16 protein-coding genes are annotated in these 15,460 nt (G+C 71.7%); 9 read left to right on the top strand and 7 right to left on the bottom strand.

Features of this window, described 5'->3' with window-relative positions:
• The first annotated feature begins 101 nt into the window (after positions 1-101).
• From EES41_RS33985 to EES41_RS33975, 3 genes are all read left to right on the top strand, one after another.
• Entirely contained in the window at positions 102-926 is an 825-nt protein-coding gene (locus EES41_RS33985; RefSeq protein ID WP_123081726.1) for a hypothetical protein, read from the top strand.
• Entirely contained in the window at positions 923-1,813 is an 891-nt protein-coding gene (locus EES41_RS33980; protein ID WP_254211671.1) for a class F sortase, read from the top strand. The genes EES41_RS33985 and EES41_RS33980 overlap by 4 nt, the downstream gene beginning before the upstream one ends.
• An 84-nt stretch (positions 1,814-1,897) precedes the next feature.
• The gene (locus EES41_RS33975) at positions 1,898-2,125 is read left to right on the top strand and encodes a hypothetical protein (protein ID WP_008742184.1); all 228 of its coding nucleotides are present in this window, start codon (positions 1,898-1,900) and stop codon (positions 2,123-2,125) included.
• Positions 2,126-2,171: 46 nt separating this feature from the next.
• Here EES41_RS33975 and EES41_RS33970 read toward each other — a convergent pair whose 3' ends face one another.
• Positions 2,172-3,215, bottom strand: a complete 1,044-nt coding sequence (locus EES41_RS33970) for an aldo/keto reductase (protein WP_123081725.1) — start codon at positions 3,213-3,215, stop codon at positions 2,172-2,174.
• A gap of 104 nt (positions 3,216-3,319) precedes the next feature.
• Here EES41_RS33970 and EES41_RS33965 point away from each other — a divergent pair, with 104 nt between their 5' ends.
• Positions 3,320-3,949 carry a TetR/AcrR family transcriptional regulator gene (locus tag EES41_RS33965; RefSeq protein ID WP_123081724.1) on the top strand — a complete coding sequence of 210 codons (630 nt, stop codon included), beginning with the start codon at positions 3,320-3,322 and terminating at the stop codon, positions 3,947-3,949.
• Positions 3,950-3,961: 12 nt separating this feature from the next.
• Here the strand turns inward: EES41_RS33965 and EES41_RS33960 are convergent, their stop codons facing one another.
• Complete coding sequence (locus EES41_RS33960) at positions 3,962-5,314, bottom strand: radical SAM protein (RefSeq protein ID WP_008742181.1); 1,353 nt, start codon at positions 5,312-5,314, stop codon at positions 3,962-3,964.
• Positions 5,315-5,421: 107 nt separating this feature from the next.
• Positions 5,422-6,216, bottom strand: coding sequence for a CAP domain-containing protein (locus EES41_RS33955; RefSeq protein ID WP_123081723.1), 795 nt, complete (start codon positions 6,214-6,216; stop codon positions 5,422-5,424).
• 638 nt (positions 6,217-6,854) lie between these two features.
• On the opposite strand from EES41_RS33955, the gene EES41_RS33950 reads away from it, so the two are divergent.
• A complete protein-coding gene (locus EES41_RS33950) occupies positions 6,855-7,622 on the top strand; it encodes an NPP1 family protein (protein WP_123081722.1) in 768 nt (255 codons plus the stop codon).
• A 32-nt stretch (positions 7,623-7,654) separates the two neighbouring features.
• Here the strand turns inward: EES41_RS33950 and EES41_RS33945 are convergent, their stop codons facing one another.
• From EES41_RS33945 to EES41_RS33935, 3 genes are all read right to left on the bottom strand, one after another.
• Positions 7,655-9,064, bottom strand: a complete 1,410-nt coding sequence (locus EES41_RS33945; protein ID WP_123081721.1) for an amidohydrolase family protein — start codon at positions 9,062-9,064, stop codon at positions 7,655-7,657.
• 156 nt (positions 9,065-9,220) lie between these two features.
• Positions 9,221-10,066: a helix-turn-helix transcriptional regulator gene (locus EES41_RS33940; RefSeq protein WP_123081720.1), complete on the bottom strand. Its 846-nt coding sequence runs from the start codon at positions 10,064-10,066 to the stop codon at positions 9,221-9,223.
• Positions 10,067-10,225: 159 nt separating this feature from the next.
• On the bottom strand, positions 10,226-10,834 hold the full coding sequence (locus EES41_RS33935) for a C39 family peptidase (RefSeq protein WP_216827282.1): 609 nt from the start codon (positions 10,832-10,834) through the stop codon (positions 10,226-10,228).
• Positions 10,835-11,035: 201 nt separating this feature from the next.
• Here EES41_RS33935 and EES41_RS33930 point away from each other — a divergent pair, with 201 nt between their 5' ends.
• Complete coding sequence (locus EES41_RS33930) at positions 11,036-12,331, top strand: peptidoglycan-binding protein (RefSeq protein ID WP_123081719.1); 1,296 nt, start codon at positions 11,036-11,038, stop codon at positions 12,329-12,331.
• A 40-nt stretch (positions 12,332-12,371) separates the two neighbouring features.
• Complete coding sequence (locus tag EES41_RS33925; RefSeq protein WP_123081718.1) at positions 12,372-13,028, top strand: M23 family metallopeptidase; 657 nt, start codon at positions 12,372-12,374, stop codon at positions 13,026-13,028.
• Positions 13,029-13,080: 52 nt separating this feature from the next.
• Here the strand turns inward: EES41_RS33925 and EES41_RS33920 are convergent, their stop codons facing one another.
• Positions 13,081-13,770, bottom strand: a complete 690-nt coding sequence (locus EES41_RS33920; protein WP_123081717.1) for a TetR/AcrR family transcriptional regulator — start codon at positions 13,768-13,770, stop codon at positions 13,081-13,083.
• 166 nt (positions 13,771-13,936) lie between these two features.
• Here EES41_RS33920 and EES41_RS33915 point away from each other — a divergent pair, with 166 nt between their 5' ends.
• Together EES41_RS33915 and EES41_RS33910 are read left to right on the top strand one after the other, a co-directional pair.
• Positions 13,937-14,968: a medium chain dehydrogenase/reductase family protein gene (locus EES41_RS33915; protein ID WP_123081716.1), complete on the top strand. Its 1,032-nt coding sequence runs from the start codon at positions 13,937-13,939 to the stop codon at positions 14,966-14,968.
• A 38-nt stretch (positions 14,969-15,006) separates the two neighbouring features.
• Positions 15,007-15,447: an SRPBCC family protein gene (locus EES41_RS33910; RefSeq protein WP_254211670.1), complete on the top strand. Its 441-nt coding sequence runs from the start codon at positions 15,007-15,009 to the stop codon at positions 15,445-15,447.
• The last annotated feature ends 13 nt before the right edge of the window (positions 15,448-15,460 follow it).

Raw genomic sequence — 15,460 nt, 5'->3', positions numbered from 1 at the left:
TTGGCGCTCCGAAGACACAGTGAGACCCCCTCCGGGAGCTCGCTTCACCCCCCGTACGATCTGCGATTCCCGTCCCGGGAACCCGCGGAACAGGAGCGAATGTGATAGCCAAGCCCACTGGTCGCCTCGTGGCACTCGCCGCCGTGCCCGCCGCCGTGTTCCTGAGCCTGGGCCTGTCCGGTCCCGCCCTCGCGGAGGACGGGAAGGCTTACCAGATCGACCTGGCGCAGCTCAACAACTCCGGTTCCCGGGGTACGGTCATGCTCAGCCTCAAGGGCACCCAGCTGACCGTGCAGATCGAATCCGAGGGCATGGTTCCCGGACAGCCCTCGGCCCAGCACCTGCACGGCTCGACCAACGGGCACGATTTCCACTGCCCGGACGCGAGCGACGACACCAACCGTGACGGGATCCTCAGCAACACCGAGGCCACGAAGGACTACGGCGACATCAACATCTCGCTCACCACGTCCGGGGACACCCTGGCGACCAGTGGCCTCGCCGTGGATCGGATGCCCGTCGCCGACAAGCAGGGCAAGGTCTCCTACAAGCGGACGATCCCCGTCTCGCAGGCCGTGGTCGACCACATCAAGGACCTGCACGTCGTACAGCACGGCATCGACCCCAACAACAACAAGAAGTACGACTTCGAGGGGGCCGGCAAGAGCGAGCTCGACCCGAAGCTGCCGCAGGAGGCCACGGCCCCGACGAACTGCGGGATGGTCATGGGCGCGTCCGTGGGCTCCATTCCGGTCGGCGGCATCGAGACCGGCGGCGGTTCCGAGGAGAGCGCGATGGTGCCGGCGACGGCGACGGCCGCGGCGGCGTTCGCCGCATCGCTGGCGGCGGTCGGCGCGGTGGTCATCGCGCGGAGGCGGACCGTTGCGGTCCCCGTCCGCGAGGAGACCACGGGGGGCGCCGCGTGAGTCCCCGCCGCGTCTCCGCCTCCGCACCGGCCGTGCGTCTCGTACCCGCCGTACCGGGCACACCCGCCGTACGAGCCGTACCCGCCGGGTCCGGCGCCCCCGCCCTACGAGCCGTACCCGCCGGATCCGGCACACCCGCCCTACGAGCCGTACCCACCACACCCACCACACCCGCCGGGTCCGGCGCGCGGCCGCGCCGCCGCCGGGTCGCGGTCCCGCTGGCCGGCGCCGCCCTCGCCACGCTGCTCCTCGCAGGGTGCGGCGGCTCGGACACGGCGGCGCCCGCGGCCCCTCAGGGACAGGCCCCGCAGGCAGCGGCTCCGGCCGCGGGCGGCGCCGCCCCCTCGGGCAAGGCGGCCGCCAGTGGCCGCCCCGCCTCCCCGGGGGCCGGAGCGCAGAGCGGTTCGGGTTCGGGGCAGGCCAAGGGGGCCCTCGCCCGGTCGGAGCCGCAGAAGATCAGCATTCCGTCCCTCGGCCTCTCCAGCTCGCTGGAGACGCTGCGGCAGAACACGGACGGAACCATGCAGACCCCGAAGGACCCCGGCCTCGCGGGCTGGTACGAGCCGGGGCCGACGCCCGGTTCCCAGGGGCCGGCCATCATCGCCGGCCACGTCACCTGGAACGGTGCGGCGGCCGTGTTCCAGAAGCTGAAGACGATGAAGGCCGGCGACACCATCAAGGTGACCCGGCAGGACAACAAGACGGCCACCTTCACCGTGGACCGGGTCGCCGAGTACCCGAAGGCCGAGTTCCCGACCCTTGAGGTCTACAAGAACCTCGACTACGCGGGCCTCCGCCTGGTCACCTGCGGCGGCGACTTCGACCCGAAGAAGCACTACTACGACAGCAACGTCGTCGTGTTCGCCCGTATGACGGGCAGCGCGTAGCGAGGCCGAGGTGCATAATCTCTGCACCTTCGCCTCACAACTGTGCAAATCTGGTGCCCACTTCACCGACAGGAAGGCGGCACCGTGGACCAGGTCCCCAGCCACCCCGATACCGAGCGCTACTCCGTGACGCTCTGCCCGCCGGCCGTGACTGCGGTCGCCGAACTCGTCGCCGCCAGCGGTGTCAGCAAGTCCGATGTCATCAACAGGGCCGTACTGCTGCTGGGGTTCATCGAGCGCGAGCGGGCCAAGGGGCACGACCTGATGATCCGGGACACCGCCGGAGCTCTGGAGCGGATCCACATCATCTGAGCCGGGCCGGCAGCGCGCCTACGGGCGCGCTGCCGCCCTCGCGCCCTCAACCGGCGCCCACCACCGGCGGGTTGATCCGGGCGAAACCCTCCTGGCGTTCGTACGGGAAGTAGGGGTACGGGGCGGTGCGCCGGCTGGCCGCGTCGAGCGCGGCCATCTGCTCGGGGGTGAGGCTCCAGCCGACGGCGCCGAGGTTCTGGCGCAGCTGTTCCTCGTCGCGGGCGCCGATGATGACGGAGGAGACGGTCGGGCGCTGGAGCAGCCAGCGCAGCGCGATCTGCGGAATGGCCTTGCCCGTTTCCCGGGCGATCTCATCGAGGGCGTCGACCACGCGGTAGAGGTGCTCCTCCTCGACCGGCGGGCCGTAGTCGGCGGTGTCGTGCAGCCTGCTGCCGGCGGGCAGCGGCCGGCCGCGGCGGATCTTGCCGGTGAGGCGGCCCCAGCCGAGCGGGCTCCAGACGATCGCACCCAGCCCCTGGTCGAGCCCGAGCGGCATCAGCTCCCATTCGTAGTCGCGGCCGAGGAGGGAGTAGTAGACCTGGTGGGCGACGTAGCGCTGCCGGCCGTGCCGTTCGGCCGCGGCGAGGGATTTCATCGCCTGCCAGCCCGAGAAGTTGGAGACGCCGAGGTAGCGGATCTTCCCGGCCCGGACCAGGTCGTCCAGGGTGGAGAGCACCTCCTCGACGGGGGTCCCGGCGTCGAAGGCGTGGAGCTGGAAGAGGTCGATGTGGTCGGTGTCGAGGCGGCGCAGGGCATCGTTGACGGAGGCGATCAGGCGGGAGCGGGAGGTGCCCGCGTCCGCGGGGCCGTCACCCATGGGCAGACCGGCCTTGGTGGAGATGAGCACCCGGTCCCGGCGGCCCTTCAGGGCGGCCCCCAGCACTTCCTCCGACGCGCCGCCGGAGTAGACGTCGGCCGTGTCGAACATCGTGATCCCGGCCTCGACGCAGATGTCCACGAGGCGGCGCGCCTCGGCCACGCCGGTGTTGCCCCAGGCCCCGAAGAGCGGCCCCCGTCCGCCGAAGGTGCCGGCGCCGAAGCTCAGCTCCGGCACCTGAAGCCCGGACGCACCCAGCCTCCTGTACTCCATGACCAGTCCCCTCTCCCCCACGGAGCCACCTAATGGTCCCGCAGTTCCGTTAAGATGGCCCCAGCGTAACAACTGGCGGCAGCTAATGGAACAGGAGTCCCGTTATGGAGTTGACGGAGGCCGGGCCCGAGGTCGGACCGGGAAGCACCCGGCCCGGGGGGCGCACGGCGCGGGTGCGGGCGGCGGTGCTCCGGGCAGCCGGGGACGTCCTGGCCGAGCAGGGTTTCGCCCATCTGGACCTCGCCGACATCGCCCGCCGCGCGGAGGTCGGGAAGACGACCGTCTACCGCCGCTGGGGCTCGGTCACCGGCCTCGTCACCGATCTGCTGCTGGACATGGCACAGCAGTCCGTGCCGCGCACGGAGACCGGTTCACTGCTCGGCGACCTGAAGGCCAACACCCGGTTGGTGCGGCGGACCCTGGCCGATCCCCGGCAAGGCGCCCTGTTCAAGGCCGTGATCGCCGCCGCCACCTGCGACCCCAAGGCCGCGGAGGCCCTGCACGGCTTCTACGCCGTGCGCGTCGAGGAGTGGGCGCCGTGCGTCGAGCAGGCCGCCGCCCGCGGCGAGGTGCCCGGGGGCACCGACGCCCACGAGGTGATCCGCGCGGCGTCCGCCCCCCTCTACTACCGCCTGCTCACCACCGCCCTCCCCCTCGACGAGGCCGCCGCCGACCGCGCGGCGACGGCCGCGGCGGCGGCGGCACGCGCGGGGGCCTACGTACGGGAGGCGTAGCGGAACCGGCCGTCAGGAAGCCGGTTCGGTCTCCTCCAGGCCTTCCAGGCTGTCCATGAAGGAGCTGACGGAGAACACCGCACGGCCGGGGCCGGCCGGGCCGTAGCCGGGCGGGGACTTCAGGCCGAACTCCTCAAGCGTCGCCCGGTAGGTCTCCAGCAGGCGGATGTGGTACTCCAGCGGAGCCCCGAGGGGATTGGCCTTGCCGAGCGGCGTCGTCGGTTCCGGGCACCAGGTGGTGAAGCGGGGCACGACGCCGTTCGACATGAAGAATCTCAGGCCCTCGGCGGTCGACTCGATCGCCTCGCTGACCTTGGTGAACCCGAAGGGCTCGGCCATCTCGATGCCCGCGACGAAGTTGGGGATCACATTGCGCGGCCCGAACACCTCGGTGGAGTCCAGGATCCGGCGGTGCCATTCGTCGCGCCCCACGTAGCGCTCCTTGCCCGGGCAGTGGAGCTGGAACAGCCGGCGGTCCCACACCTCGAAGTTGGGGTGGTAGATCCGGATGCCGTAGTCGTGGAACCGCTGCACGGCGTCGCGCGGCAGCGCCTGGGCGACGACCTTGCCGATCCAGCGGCCGGGGAACCGCTCCTCGATGGCCTTGGCGTAGTGGCCGTAGAAATCGGCCTCGTCACGGCCGGCGACCTGCGAGGTGATCGAGCCGCCCGTGAGGGTGTAGGCCCGGGAGGTGCCGGCGGTGTCGTACCGGTCGATGATCTCCAGGGCCTCCAGCACCTCCTCGACCGGCTTCACACCCGTGTAGGGCCGGCCCGCCGCCTTGTGCTGACGCCAGTTGTGGTTGATGTCGCAGAACTGGCACTCCTCCTTGGCGCCGAAGTACTGGCAGACCCGGAAGACCGTCAGGTAGACGAGGTAGCCCCACTGGATGGTCGGTGCGACCTCCATGACGGACTTGCCGTTCGACAGCGTGTGGCGGTAGTACTCCGGCATCGGCGGCAGGCCGACGTCCGCGATCCGCGCGCCGTCCAGGTAGAGGCCGAGCACACCGTCCTCACCGCCGCGGACGACGTACGGGGAGTCCGGGTTGACCCGTACGGACACCACGGTGCGGCGCAGGTCGTACGGGCCGCCGGTGAGCACGATCTCCTCGGGCGGCCGGTTGAGCGCGGCGGCGCCGAGTTCCGGCAGCGTGCGGTGGTCGAAGGAGAAGATGAAGTACGACTTCGGCTTGACGTCACCCGAAGCCCCGTCGGCGGTGCCGCTGAGCGCGGACTCGTCGAAGGCCATGCCGCCCCGGAGCAGGTCCTCCTTGATCACGGCTTCCCGGGGTACGTGCGGGAAGCGACCCATGAGGTCCTCGATGAGCGCGGTACGGCTGGGGCTCTCTCCTTGCTGGTTCATTCCCCCATGCTAGGCGCCCCGCCGGGCGCGCCCCGGACCGGCCCCGCACCGGAACCGGCGGGCCGGCCGGCCGGGGCGGGGCCGGAACTCGCGTCCCGCGGGACGCGTCAGCGGGCCGCGCCGAAGTCCTGCGTCCAGTAGGAGTTCGGCTGTGCGAGGCCGACGCCGATCTCCTTGAACGAACAGTTGAGGATGTTCTCCCGGTGGCCGGGGCTGTTCATCCAGCCTTCCATGACCTGCTCGGGCGAGCTGTAGCCGTAGGCGACGTTCTCGCCGTAGGTCATCCAGCCGTATCCGGCGCGGGTGATGCGCTCGCCCGGGTCGGAGCCGTCGGAGCCGGTGTGCGACATGTTGTTGTGCGAGGCCATGTCCTGGCTGTGGTTCAGCGCGGCGGCCGTCAGCTTCGGGTTGATCGTGAGCGCCGAGCACCCGGCCTTGGCGCGCTCCTGATTGACGAGGGCGACCACCTCGGCGGCCGGCCCGGAGGACGGAGCGGTGGGGGTGGCCGGCTTCGCCGAGGTCACGGGCGTCGTCGGCCGGGGCTTGGGCTTCGCCGGCCTCGTCGTCACGGGGGGCTTCACGGGCGCGGTGGACGGGGTCGTCCGCTGCGGGCTCGGCGCGGCCTCCTCCGTCGGCGTGGCCGTCGCGGTGGGGCTCGCCGACTCGACCGGGGTGAGCGTCTCGACCGGGGCACCTTCGAGGCCCGCCAGGTTCCCGACCGGGGCGCTGGGGGCGGGGGCACTGTGGGAGGGGCGCGCGCCGTGCCGGCCGGCGGCCTTCGTCGCGCCGGAGTCCTGGGTGTCCAGGCATGCCATGGCAGCGGTGGGTATGCCCACGATGCCCAGGGTTACGGCGGCTATCGATATTTTCTTGTAGTGCGTCCTCTTACGGTGCTTCTGCATACGTGACCTCACTTGGTTTCCGCGAAGCGTCCTGAGCCTGAGCTGCGGGAGCGCCGGGCCGGGCCGCCATTCTTAGAAGCCCCGGAACGGGCTGGCAAGTCTCACCACCGGCCCGCGCGGCAGTGCCGTGCGACGGGCTTGAAATGGGCGGACAGTCATGCTGACCGCGCTTCCGGCAGGTCAGGTGAGATGGCTGATCTCTCATCAGAAACGCCTGCGGAAGCGAAGGTTGCCCTAGATCATCTCACTTCTTGAGATGCCCATTCTCGGCGAAGAGGGGAATGTCGATTCCAATTGGACAAATCTCCATATGTCGGCGAAGGCTGAGCGGACGTAATGCTTCCGTGATCAGACGGGGCCGCGTGACGCATGTCACTGTTTCAAGCGGGAACCGAGCGCCATCGCCCGCGTCGGCGCCGCCGCCGCGGACCACCCCCTCCGGCCCGACGCCCCCGCTCCCCCGGTTCGCGCCAACTCCCCTTGAACAAAATCGTGTTGCTCATTTCGATCACGAAAAGAACAGCCGGTGCCGGGCCCCTTGCTGTGCCGTCGGGCATCGCGAATGATGCTCCCCGTGCGCCGGCCGACCCGGCCGGGATCCGCGCTCCACCCCCGAACGGACCGGCCGGAGGCCTGCTTTGCGGACGAGTCATCACATCCGGAGATCATCCGTCGTCGTCGGCGCCACCCTCGCGCTGGTCCTCGCCACGGCCACGACGGCCTTCGCGGCTCCGCCCCCGGCGCTCCCCACGAACGCCGAGGCCGTCGAGCTCACCTTCCAGCCGGCGTACGACTACGACACGGACGGCTGCTACCCGACACCCGCGATAGGACCCACCGGGGTCCTGAACGGCGGGCTCAGTCCCACCGGCGCCCTGAACGGCAGCTGCCGGGACGCCTCGGACCTCGCGAACACCAACGGGTACTCCCGCGCCACCTGCAACAACGGCTGGTGCGCCGTCGTGTACGCGCTGTACTTCGAGAAGGACCAGGCCATTCCCGGCATCAGCCTCGGCGGCCACCGCCACGACTGGGAGCACGTGGTGGTGTGGATCCAGGGCAACGAGGCGAAGTACGTCGCCACCTCCGCCCACGGCGATTTCAACATCCACGCCCGCGACCAGATCCGCTGGGACGGCACCCACCCCAAGATCGTCTACCACAAGGACGGCCTCGGCACGCACTGCTTCCGCGCGGCGAACTCCAATGACGAGCCGCCCGAGAACCACCGGGGCACCTGGCAGTTCCCCGCGCTGATCGGCTGGTCGGGCTACCCGGCGACGCTCCGGGACAAGCTCAGCCAGGCCGACTTCGGCAGTGCGCACTTCGGACTGAGGGACGATTCCTTCGCCTCCCACCTCGCCAAGGCGAAGCCGGCCGGCATCCCCTTCGACCCGTACCAGTAGCCGCTGCGCGCCCCGGCCACGGGCGGCGCGCCTCAGGCGGCCGGGGCGTTCAGCACGTACGAGCGCGAGGCGCACACCTCCGCGCGCAGCGCGGGCAGGTCGACGTCCAGTACCTGCCCGTTCCATTTGCGGGGTTCGCCGTTGATCAGGACGGCGCAGATGTTGCGCGCGTCGGTGCCGAGCACGACGGTGCCGATCGGGTCGTTGAGCGGCATGTTGTTGAGGTCCTCGGCCCCGATGACCAGCAGATCGGCCTTCTTGCCCGGTGTGAGCGAGCCGGTGATCCCGGCGAGTCCGTTGGTGCGGGCGCCCTGGAGGGTGGCGAAGTCCAGGACGTCGTGGGTGGTGATGCGGGAGGGCTGCCGGTCCGTGCCGTGGACGGCGTTGACCGCGCGCATCCGCTGGATGGTGTGCAGGGCCCGCATCTGCGTGAACATGTCGCCGGCCAGGGCGACTTCGACGTCGATGCTCAGACCGGGGCGGATACCGGCGGACAGCGCCTCGTCGACTGCGGGGATCGCGGTCTCCAGGCCGATCTGGGCGTCCGAGGTGGGGGCGAGGGACACGGTGGTGCCGGTGTCCCCCATCGCCCGCCATGCCGCGGTGGTGAGTCCGGTGGCGTGGATGAGGGTGACGTCGGGGCCGAGCAGGCGGGCCCCGGCCCAGCGCAGCACCGCCTCGGAGGAGGCCGCGCCGAAGACGGCGTCCACGCTCACCCCGACACCCAGGTCCCGGGCGACCCGGGCGAGCCCGGATCCGTAGGCGAGCTCGGGGCCGGCGATCTCGTCGGTGGCCAGGGCCGCGAGGCGCAGGGTCAGCAGCTGGTCGTCGCCGGCGAAGTACTGGTCCTTGAGGCGGGTCAGGTCACCGGGCCACTGCCGGTCCCAGGCGCCGAAGTGCGGGCCCATGGAGGCGTGCACGCCGCGGATCCCGGTGCCGAGGAGGGCCTGGATCGCGGCGTCGGAGTGCTCTCGGGTGCGGGAATTGTGGGAGAAGTCGAGCATGGTCGTGATACCGCTGTCGATCGCCGTGAGGGCGGCGAGCCGGGTGCCGGTGTACATGTCCTCGGGCCGGTACACGGTGGCGTACCCGGCCAGGGTGGTCGTGACGTAGGCGCCCAGGTCGTCTACGTCGGGCATGATCCGGCGCAGCTGGGTCTGCCAGGCGTGCCGGTGCGTGTCGACGAAGCCGGGGGTGAGGATCGTGCCGGTCGCGTCGACGACCACGGTGTCGGCGCGGGCGTCGGCGTCGGCCGCGCCGAGGCCGGCGCCGACGGCGGTGATGCTGTCGCCCTCGACGAGGAGGTCGCCGCGGTCGATGACGCCGAGGCGGGGGTCCATCGTGACGATGGTCGCGCCGGTGAAGAGGATGCGCCGCCGGTCGGCGGGCCGGCTGCGGATCCGGGTGAGGACGGCGTCACTGGTGGTGTCGTGGACGTTCATGAGCGGGTCTTCCTCCTGGTGGCCGCGGGCGGGTGCCCGCGGCCACCAGCCTCGACGCGCGCCGCGGCCGGAACCAGGCCGCCGTGCCCCCGGGTGCCGGGCACCCACCATCCGGCCCAGCCGGGGGCGCATGTCCTGGCGCGGGGAGGAGCCGGATCAGAGCCGCGCCGCGCTGAGCGAACCGAGGAGGGCGAGGGCGTCGGCGGAGGGGCTGCCCGGCTCGGCCTGGTAGACGACGAGTTGCTGGGTGGGGGCGCCGTTGACGGTGAAGGTCTCGTAGTGCAGCTCCAGGTCACCGACCTCGGGGTGGTGGAAGAGCTTCGCCTCGCGGGTCTTGCCGCGCACCTCGTGGCGGGCCCACAGGGTGCGGAAGCCGGCGCTCTTCACGGACAGCTCGCCGACGAGTTCCGTGAGCCTCCGGTCGTCGGGGTCGATGCCGGCCGCTCGCCGCAGGGTCGCCACGCACGCTTCGGCGGCCCGGTCCCAGTCGCGGTGGAAGTGGTGTGCGGCCGGGTCCAGGAACGTCATGCGCAGCAGGTTGTCCGCGTGGGTGAAGCCCGCGAACAGGGCGCCCGCGAGCTGGTTGCGGGCCAGGACGTCCAGGGTGTGGCCCAGGACGAAGGCGGGCGTGTCGGACCAGCTGTCGAGGAGGCGCCTCAGGTTCGGGACGACCCGTTCGACGCGTGGCGCCGGGCGCGTACGGCGGGGGGTGGGGGTGGCCACGCGGTGGAGGTGGGCCACGGCTTCGCCGTCCAGTCGCAGCGCCCGGGCGACGGCTTCGAGCACCTGCTGCGACGGGTGGCGTTCGCGGCCCTGCTCCAGGCGCGTGTAGTAGTCGGGGCTCACCCCGGCGAGCGTCGCGACCTCTTCGCGGCGCAGGCCGGGCACCCTGCGGCGGCCGGTCGTGGGAAGCCCGGTGTCCTCGGGGCCTAGCCTGGCCCGGCGTGCGCGCAGGAACACGCCCAGCGCGTTCTCGTCGGCGGGGTCCTTGCCTGTGTCCATGTCCCGAGGCTAGGCGATGGCGGTAGGCGGTCGTGCCCGTGAAGGGGGGTGCGGTACACCTGGGAACCGGGCGCGCGTGCGGTCGTGGTCATGCGGCCTCTTCCGTCCGGCCCCGAGGGCCACACCCGGATCATCGGTGTCCCGCGAGGAGCCTCGGCATCAGCTGAGGGCGATCCCGCGATCGGCGTAGAAGGTGGCGAAGACGTCGAGCGGGAGTTCCGCGTCGCGGGCCCCTGGGGCGTGCCCGGAGGGGTTGCGGAAACGGACCGTGCCGTTCTGGTGGCCGGTGACGAGTACGAGGTGGCCGCCCCGGCCAGGGGCGGGGCGGTCGGGCCGCCGGATCTCCTTGTGGACGGAGGCCGTCACCACGTGCCCGGCGTCGAGGAGTTCGGCGAGGCGGTCGGCCGGGAGCCGTCCGTGGACCTCGGCGGTCAGGCCGTGCGCGGCGCGGGCGTACGCCGCGAACGGGGCGTAGATGAGGCCGCGGATCGCGGCGGTGTCCGCGTCCTCGGTGTAGGCGCCGTACGCGCGGGCGCCGTCGAGGAGGTCGAACAGGCTCGGGGCGTGGCCGTCGCGGCGCAGCAGGGCCATGCGCAGGCAGGCCATGCCGCAGATGTGGGAGCACCAGCGGGCGTAGGCGGCGTGGTCGGGGGCTCCGGACTCGCTCCACCTCGGGTCGTCTCCGGGCCGGTGGCCCCGGTACACGATCGCCTCGATCAGGTCGGGACTGGCGTACTGGGTGACGGTGGGAAAGTCGGTCTCGACCACGGGCTCGCTCCTGGAGTGCTTCGCGAATGACTCCGCCAGTGTGCGTGATCCGGCCCGTACGGGCGGTGGGTGCGGGCGCGCCCACCTCCAGTGGCGATCACGCGGCGCGGCTGTTTCGCTGGAAGTACTGCGCATCTGCGCCACACACTTCTCGGGGCCCCCGGATCAACGGGCGTGCGTCTCGGAAGGACGGGTCCGGCGATGGCGACTCCCCAATGGCGAGCACTGGTCGATCACATCCAGAGCGTCCGCGAGGGCGTGTACGAGACGAACGTTCCCGGGACCGGATACGACAACCGGACGCAGTTCGGGCGCCAGTTCGGGGAGGACGGCGAGCCCTGGTGCGTGATGTTCGACTGGGACATGTACGCCGACGTCGGGCTGGGGCACATCGTGCCCAAGGTCAACAACGTGTCCGTGTTCACCGACTGGGCGAGGACCCGCGGCCAGTGGTCCGGGTATCCGTCGGTCGGGGCGTGGACGAACCTGTCCCGCGGCGGGCACACCGAACTGGTCGTCGGCTTCGACGACACGCACGTCTACACCAAGGGCGGCAACACCGTTCCCGAGGACGCCACCGACGCGGGGCAGGGCTACGGGGTCTACTCGCACCGGATCAAGCGGCGCAGCTCCAAGGTGGTCGGGTACTTCGCGCCGGCGTTCGAGGACGGGTGTCCGCCGACGGCCGACCCCGAAGACCACCGGGGCGGCACGCCCGTCGGATCGTGGCGCTGGCCCGGGCCCGTGCTGCCGAGCGGTGACGTGACGGTGACGGCCACCGATGTCGTGTTCGGCGCGCGGAACACCTCCGTACGGATCGTCCAGGCGGCGCTCGCGGCGGAAGTGGGGCTCGACTACGCCTCCGCGCCCGGCACGTTCGGGCCGCGCACGAAGGCGGCCGTGGCCGCGTTCCAGCGCAAGCTGGGCCTCATTGACGGCGACGCGGACGGCGCGTTCGGGCGCTTCTCGCTCACCGAACTGGGGCGCCGGCGCGGCTTCACCGTCGTCGGGCTGAACTCCTTCGACGCTCCGGCGCCGGAGGCGGCCGAGGCCGAGGCCACGGGACGTAGCGCCATCCCGGCGTCGAGCGTGACGTTCGGCTTCGTGGTGGACGGCAGCACCACGGCGGCGGCCAAGGAGGCCTGCCGGATCATCGGTGTTCCCACGACCCGCTGGGTGCCGGGCATCCTGGTGGCCGCCAAGCGCGAGTCCTCGTACCGCTTCAACGCGGTGAACAGCTGGGACAGCAATGCGACCGGGCCCAAGCAGAGCGACGGGCATCCCCGCAACTGCTCGCGCGGGGTCATGCAGGTCATCCCGACGACGTTCGCCGCGTACCACCAGCCCGGTACGTCGAAGGCAATCTACGACGGCGTCGCCAACATCTGTGCGGCCATGCACTACGTGATGGCTCGCTACGGCGTGTACCGCGACGGGTCGAACCTGGCAGGGCGGGTGCAGCAGTTCGACCCCAGCCGCCGGCCGGCCGGGTACTGACCTCGGTTCACCGGAACGGGTACCGAAGGGGGTACCGATCATGAGCAAGCTCGTCAAGCTGTCGGACCTGCGCCTCGGCGCGCACAACGACAGCGTCCTGGTGGTGCAGCAGGCCCTGGCCAAGGCGGTGGGGCTGGACTTCTCTTCGGGCCCGGGCACGTTCGGGGAGCGCACCCGGCAGGCGTACGCGAAGTGGCAGCACCACCTCGGCTTCTCCGGTCCCGAGGCGGACGGCCTGCCGGGCCCGGACTCGCTCAGAGCACTCGGCACGAAGTTCGGCTTCAAGATGCAGGACGAGGCAGCGGCCGGGAAGGTGGCCTCCCCGGTGCCCGGGCACACCGTCACCTACCGCTACGGCATCCAGAACGCGCGGTACGCGGCGGGCTACCACACCGGTGAGGACTACGCGTCGGCGAAGGGGACCCCGGTGGTCGCGGTCCGCGACGGCTCGATCCAGTGGTCGAACGACACGGGCGGCGCGTACGGCAGCTGGGTCGGCCTGCGGGCCGAGAACGGCCGGGTGTACGTCTACTGCCACCTGTCGTGGCGGGGCGTCGTCACGGGCCAGGGCATCAAGGCGGGCCAGCACCTGGGGAAGGTCGGCTCCACCGGCAACGTCACGGGCCCGCACCTGCACTTCGAGGACCACCCGGCGGGCCCGTTCGTCTACGCCCGTACGCGCAAGCCGATGTGGTGACGCGCGGGCCCCCGGGCCGGTCGCGGCCGGTCAGCGGGCGGTCAGCGGGCGGTCAGCGGGCGGTCAGGGTGTCCACCTCCGCCTCGAAGAGCAGGGCGGGGTCCAGCCCCATCCCGGTGAAGTGGCCCGCCAGTTCCAGGGACAGCGTGCCGTGCAGGCGGCTCCAGAACGTCATGGCCAGCCGCAACGCGGCGGGCGTCGCGTCCGGGTGGCCCTCGGCCCAGTCCCGGTGGTCCGCCAGGTGTTCCTCGAAGGCGTGGGCGTCCGCACCCGGCGCGGGCTCCGGTCCGGCGGCGGCGCAGGCGTCGAGCAGGACCGACATCATCTCCGAGGCGATCCCGGTGATGTCCTGCGGCGCGTGGTAGCCGGGGACCGGGGTGCCGTAGACGAGGAAGTAGCGGTGCGGGTCCGCCAGCGCCCAGCGGCGCAGTACCCGGGCCAGCTCGGGGAGGGCGGGCCGGCCCGCTCCCGCGTCGGCGACGGCGAGGAAGGCGTCGGCGAGGCTGCGGTACGCGTCCCGGATGAGCTCGGTGATCAGGTCGTCGCGGTTGGCGAAGTAGCGGTAGAGCGCCGGCCCGCTCATGCCCATCTGCTTGGCGATGGCGTTGAGGGACAGCGCGGACGCGCCGGAGCCGGCAATCTGCTGCCAGGCCTTCTCCTTGACCTCCTCGCGCACCTGCTGCCGGTACCGCTCGCGCGGGGTCTCGCGGGGGGTCTTCGTGCTTCCGGTGCTTCCGGTCATGGTCGCCGCCTCTCACTTCTCCAGTTGGTTAGAAGCTATCACCATCGGCAAGCTCCCTTTCGATCGAACGAGCCGCTCCCTTGACATCGGCGCAACAGCCGTTCATTCTAGTTACAGCTTCTAACGAAGACGAGAAGCGCAAACACAAATGACCCGGAGGTCACCCATGAACACCGTCGAGCGCATCGAGATCGTGCTGCCGGGCAAGGTCGAGCCGGAGGGCCTGGAGCTGCACCGCGGCCCGGTCCCGGTGCCGGCGGCCGGGCAGGTCGTGGTCGCGATGGAGGCGACGGGGGTCTCCTTCGCCGAGCAGCAGATGCGCCGCGGCCGGTACTACGACCAGCCCCCGTTCCCCTTCGTGCCGGGATACGACCTGGTCGGCACCGTGCTGAGCGTCGGCGAGGGCGTGGACCGCGGCCTGCTGGGCACCCGGGTCGCGGCCCTGACGAAGACCGGCGGCTGGGCGAGCCACGTCGCGCTCGACGCGGCCGACGTGGTGGAGGTGCCGGCGGGCGTCAGCGCGGTGGACGCGGAGACCGCGGTCGTCAACGGGATCACCGCCTGGCAGATGCTCCACCGCAAGGCCCGGGTGCGCGCCGGCCAGACCGTCCTGGTCCACGGCGCCAACGGCGGGGTCGGCTCGGTCCTGGTCCAGCTGGCGCTGGCCGCGGGCGCCCATGTGATCGGCACCGCCTCAGCCCGCCACCACGACGCCCTGCGCGCGCTCGGGGTGACCCCGGTCGACTACCGCTCCGGCGACGTCCCCGCGCGGGTGCGGGCCCTGGCGCCCCGCGGGGTGGACGCCGTGTTCGACCACGTCGGCGGCGAGGGCATCGTCGGCTCCTGGCGACTGCTGGCCCGTGGCGGCACCCTCGTGTCGTACGGCAGCGCCGCCACCCGCGACGACGAGGGCTCCGGCGCGTCGCCCGTGCTCAAGCTGCTGGGCCGGGTGTGGCTGTGGAACTGGCTGCCCAACGGCCGCAGCGCGTACTTCTTCAACATCTGGGCCGGCCGCGCCTACGCCAAGGACCGCTTCCGGGCCCGGCTGCGCGCCGACCTCACCCAGGTGTTCGCCGCCCTGCGCAGCGGCGAGATCACCGCCAAGGTGGCCGCCGAGATCCCGCTGGCCCGCGTCTGCGAGGCGATGCGGCTGGCCGAGTCCGGCACGGTCGCCGGGAAGGTCGTCCTGGTCCCCTGACCGGCCGCCGTACCCCCGCCCGCTCCCCCGTGCCCCCGGTGGAGATCGACCGCACGGCCCCCGTCATCACGCGCGACGACATCGTCATCCACGCGCCGCTGGACCGGATCTGGAAGATCCAGACCGATGTCGAAGCCTGGCCCACCTGGCAGCCCGAGGTGATCGAGGCGACCAGGCTGACGCCCGGCCCGCTGCGGGCCGGGTCCGTGTTCCGCTGGTCCGTCCACGGCCTCGCCGGCATCGACTCCACCGTCAAGCAGGTCCTACCCCGGCGCCGCATCGCCTGGGGCGGGCCGGCGCAGGGGATCACCGCGGTCCACGTGTGGACCTTCACCCAGCGCGCGGACGGCGTGCACGTCCACACCGAGGAGTCCTGGGCCGGTGCGCCGGTCGAGGCCGACACCCCCGCCCTCCAGCAGGCGCTCGACGCCTCGCTCGACACCTGGCTGCACCGTCTGAAGGCGAAGGCCGAGAACTGAGCGCGCCCCTCCT

Source organism: Streptomyces sp. ADI95-16 (genome assembly GCF_003721495.1).
In the GTDB taxonomy this organism is placed as follows: domain Bacteria; phylum Actinomycetota; class Actinomycetes; order Streptomycetales; family Streptomycetaceae; genus Streptomyces; species Streptomyces goshikiensis.
Note: the sequence above shows the minus strand (reverse complement) of the source record. Positions and strands in the feature narration are given on the sequence as shown.

What these genes read in the sequence shown, in the direction of transcription:
- EES41_RS33970 (WP_123081725.1), bottom strand. Translation starts at nt 3,215, where the DNA reads ATGGAGTACAGGAGGCTGGGTGCGTCCGGGCTTCAGGTGCCGGAGCTG.
- EES41_RS33965 (WP_123081724.1), top strand. Translation starts at nt 3,320, where the DNA reads ATGGAGTTGACGGAGGCCGGGCCCGAGGTCGGACCGGGAAGCACCCGG.
- EES41_RS33960 (WP_008742181.1), bottom strand. Translation starts at nt 5,314, where the DNA reads ATGAACCAGCAAGGAGAGAGCCCCAGCCGTACCGCGCTCATCGAGGAC.
- EES41_RS33955 (WP_123081723.1), bottom strand. Translation starts at nt 6,216, where the DNA reads ATGCAGAAGCACCGTAAGAGGACGCACTACAAGAAAATATCGATAGCC.
- EES41_RS33945 (WP_123081721.1), bottom strand. Translation starts at nt 9,064, where the DNA reads ATGAACGTCCACGACACCACCAGTGACGCCGTCCTCACCCGGATCCGC.
- EES41_RS33940 (WP_123081720.1), bottom strand. Translation starts at nt 10,066, where the DNA reads ATGGACACAGGCAAGGACCCCGCCGACGAGAACGCGCTGGGCGTGTTC.
- EES41_RS33930 (WP_123081719.1), top strand. Translation starts at nt 11,036, where the DNA reads ATGGCGACTCCCCAATGGCGAGCACTGGTCGATCACATCCAGAGCGTC.
- EES41_RS33925 (WP_123081718.1), top strand. Translation starts at nt 12,372, where the DNA reads ATGAGCAAGCTCGTCAAGCTGTCGGACCTGCGCCTCGGCGCGCACAAC.
- EES41_RS33920 (WP_123081717.1), bottom strand. Translation starts at nt 13,770, where the DNA reads ATGACCGGAAGCACCGGAAGCACGAAGACCCCCCGCGAGACCCCGCGC.
- EES41_RS33915 (WP_123081716.1), top strand. Translation starts at nt 13,937, where the DNA reads ATGAACACCGTCGAGCGCATCGAGATCGTGCTGCCGGGCAAGGTCGAG.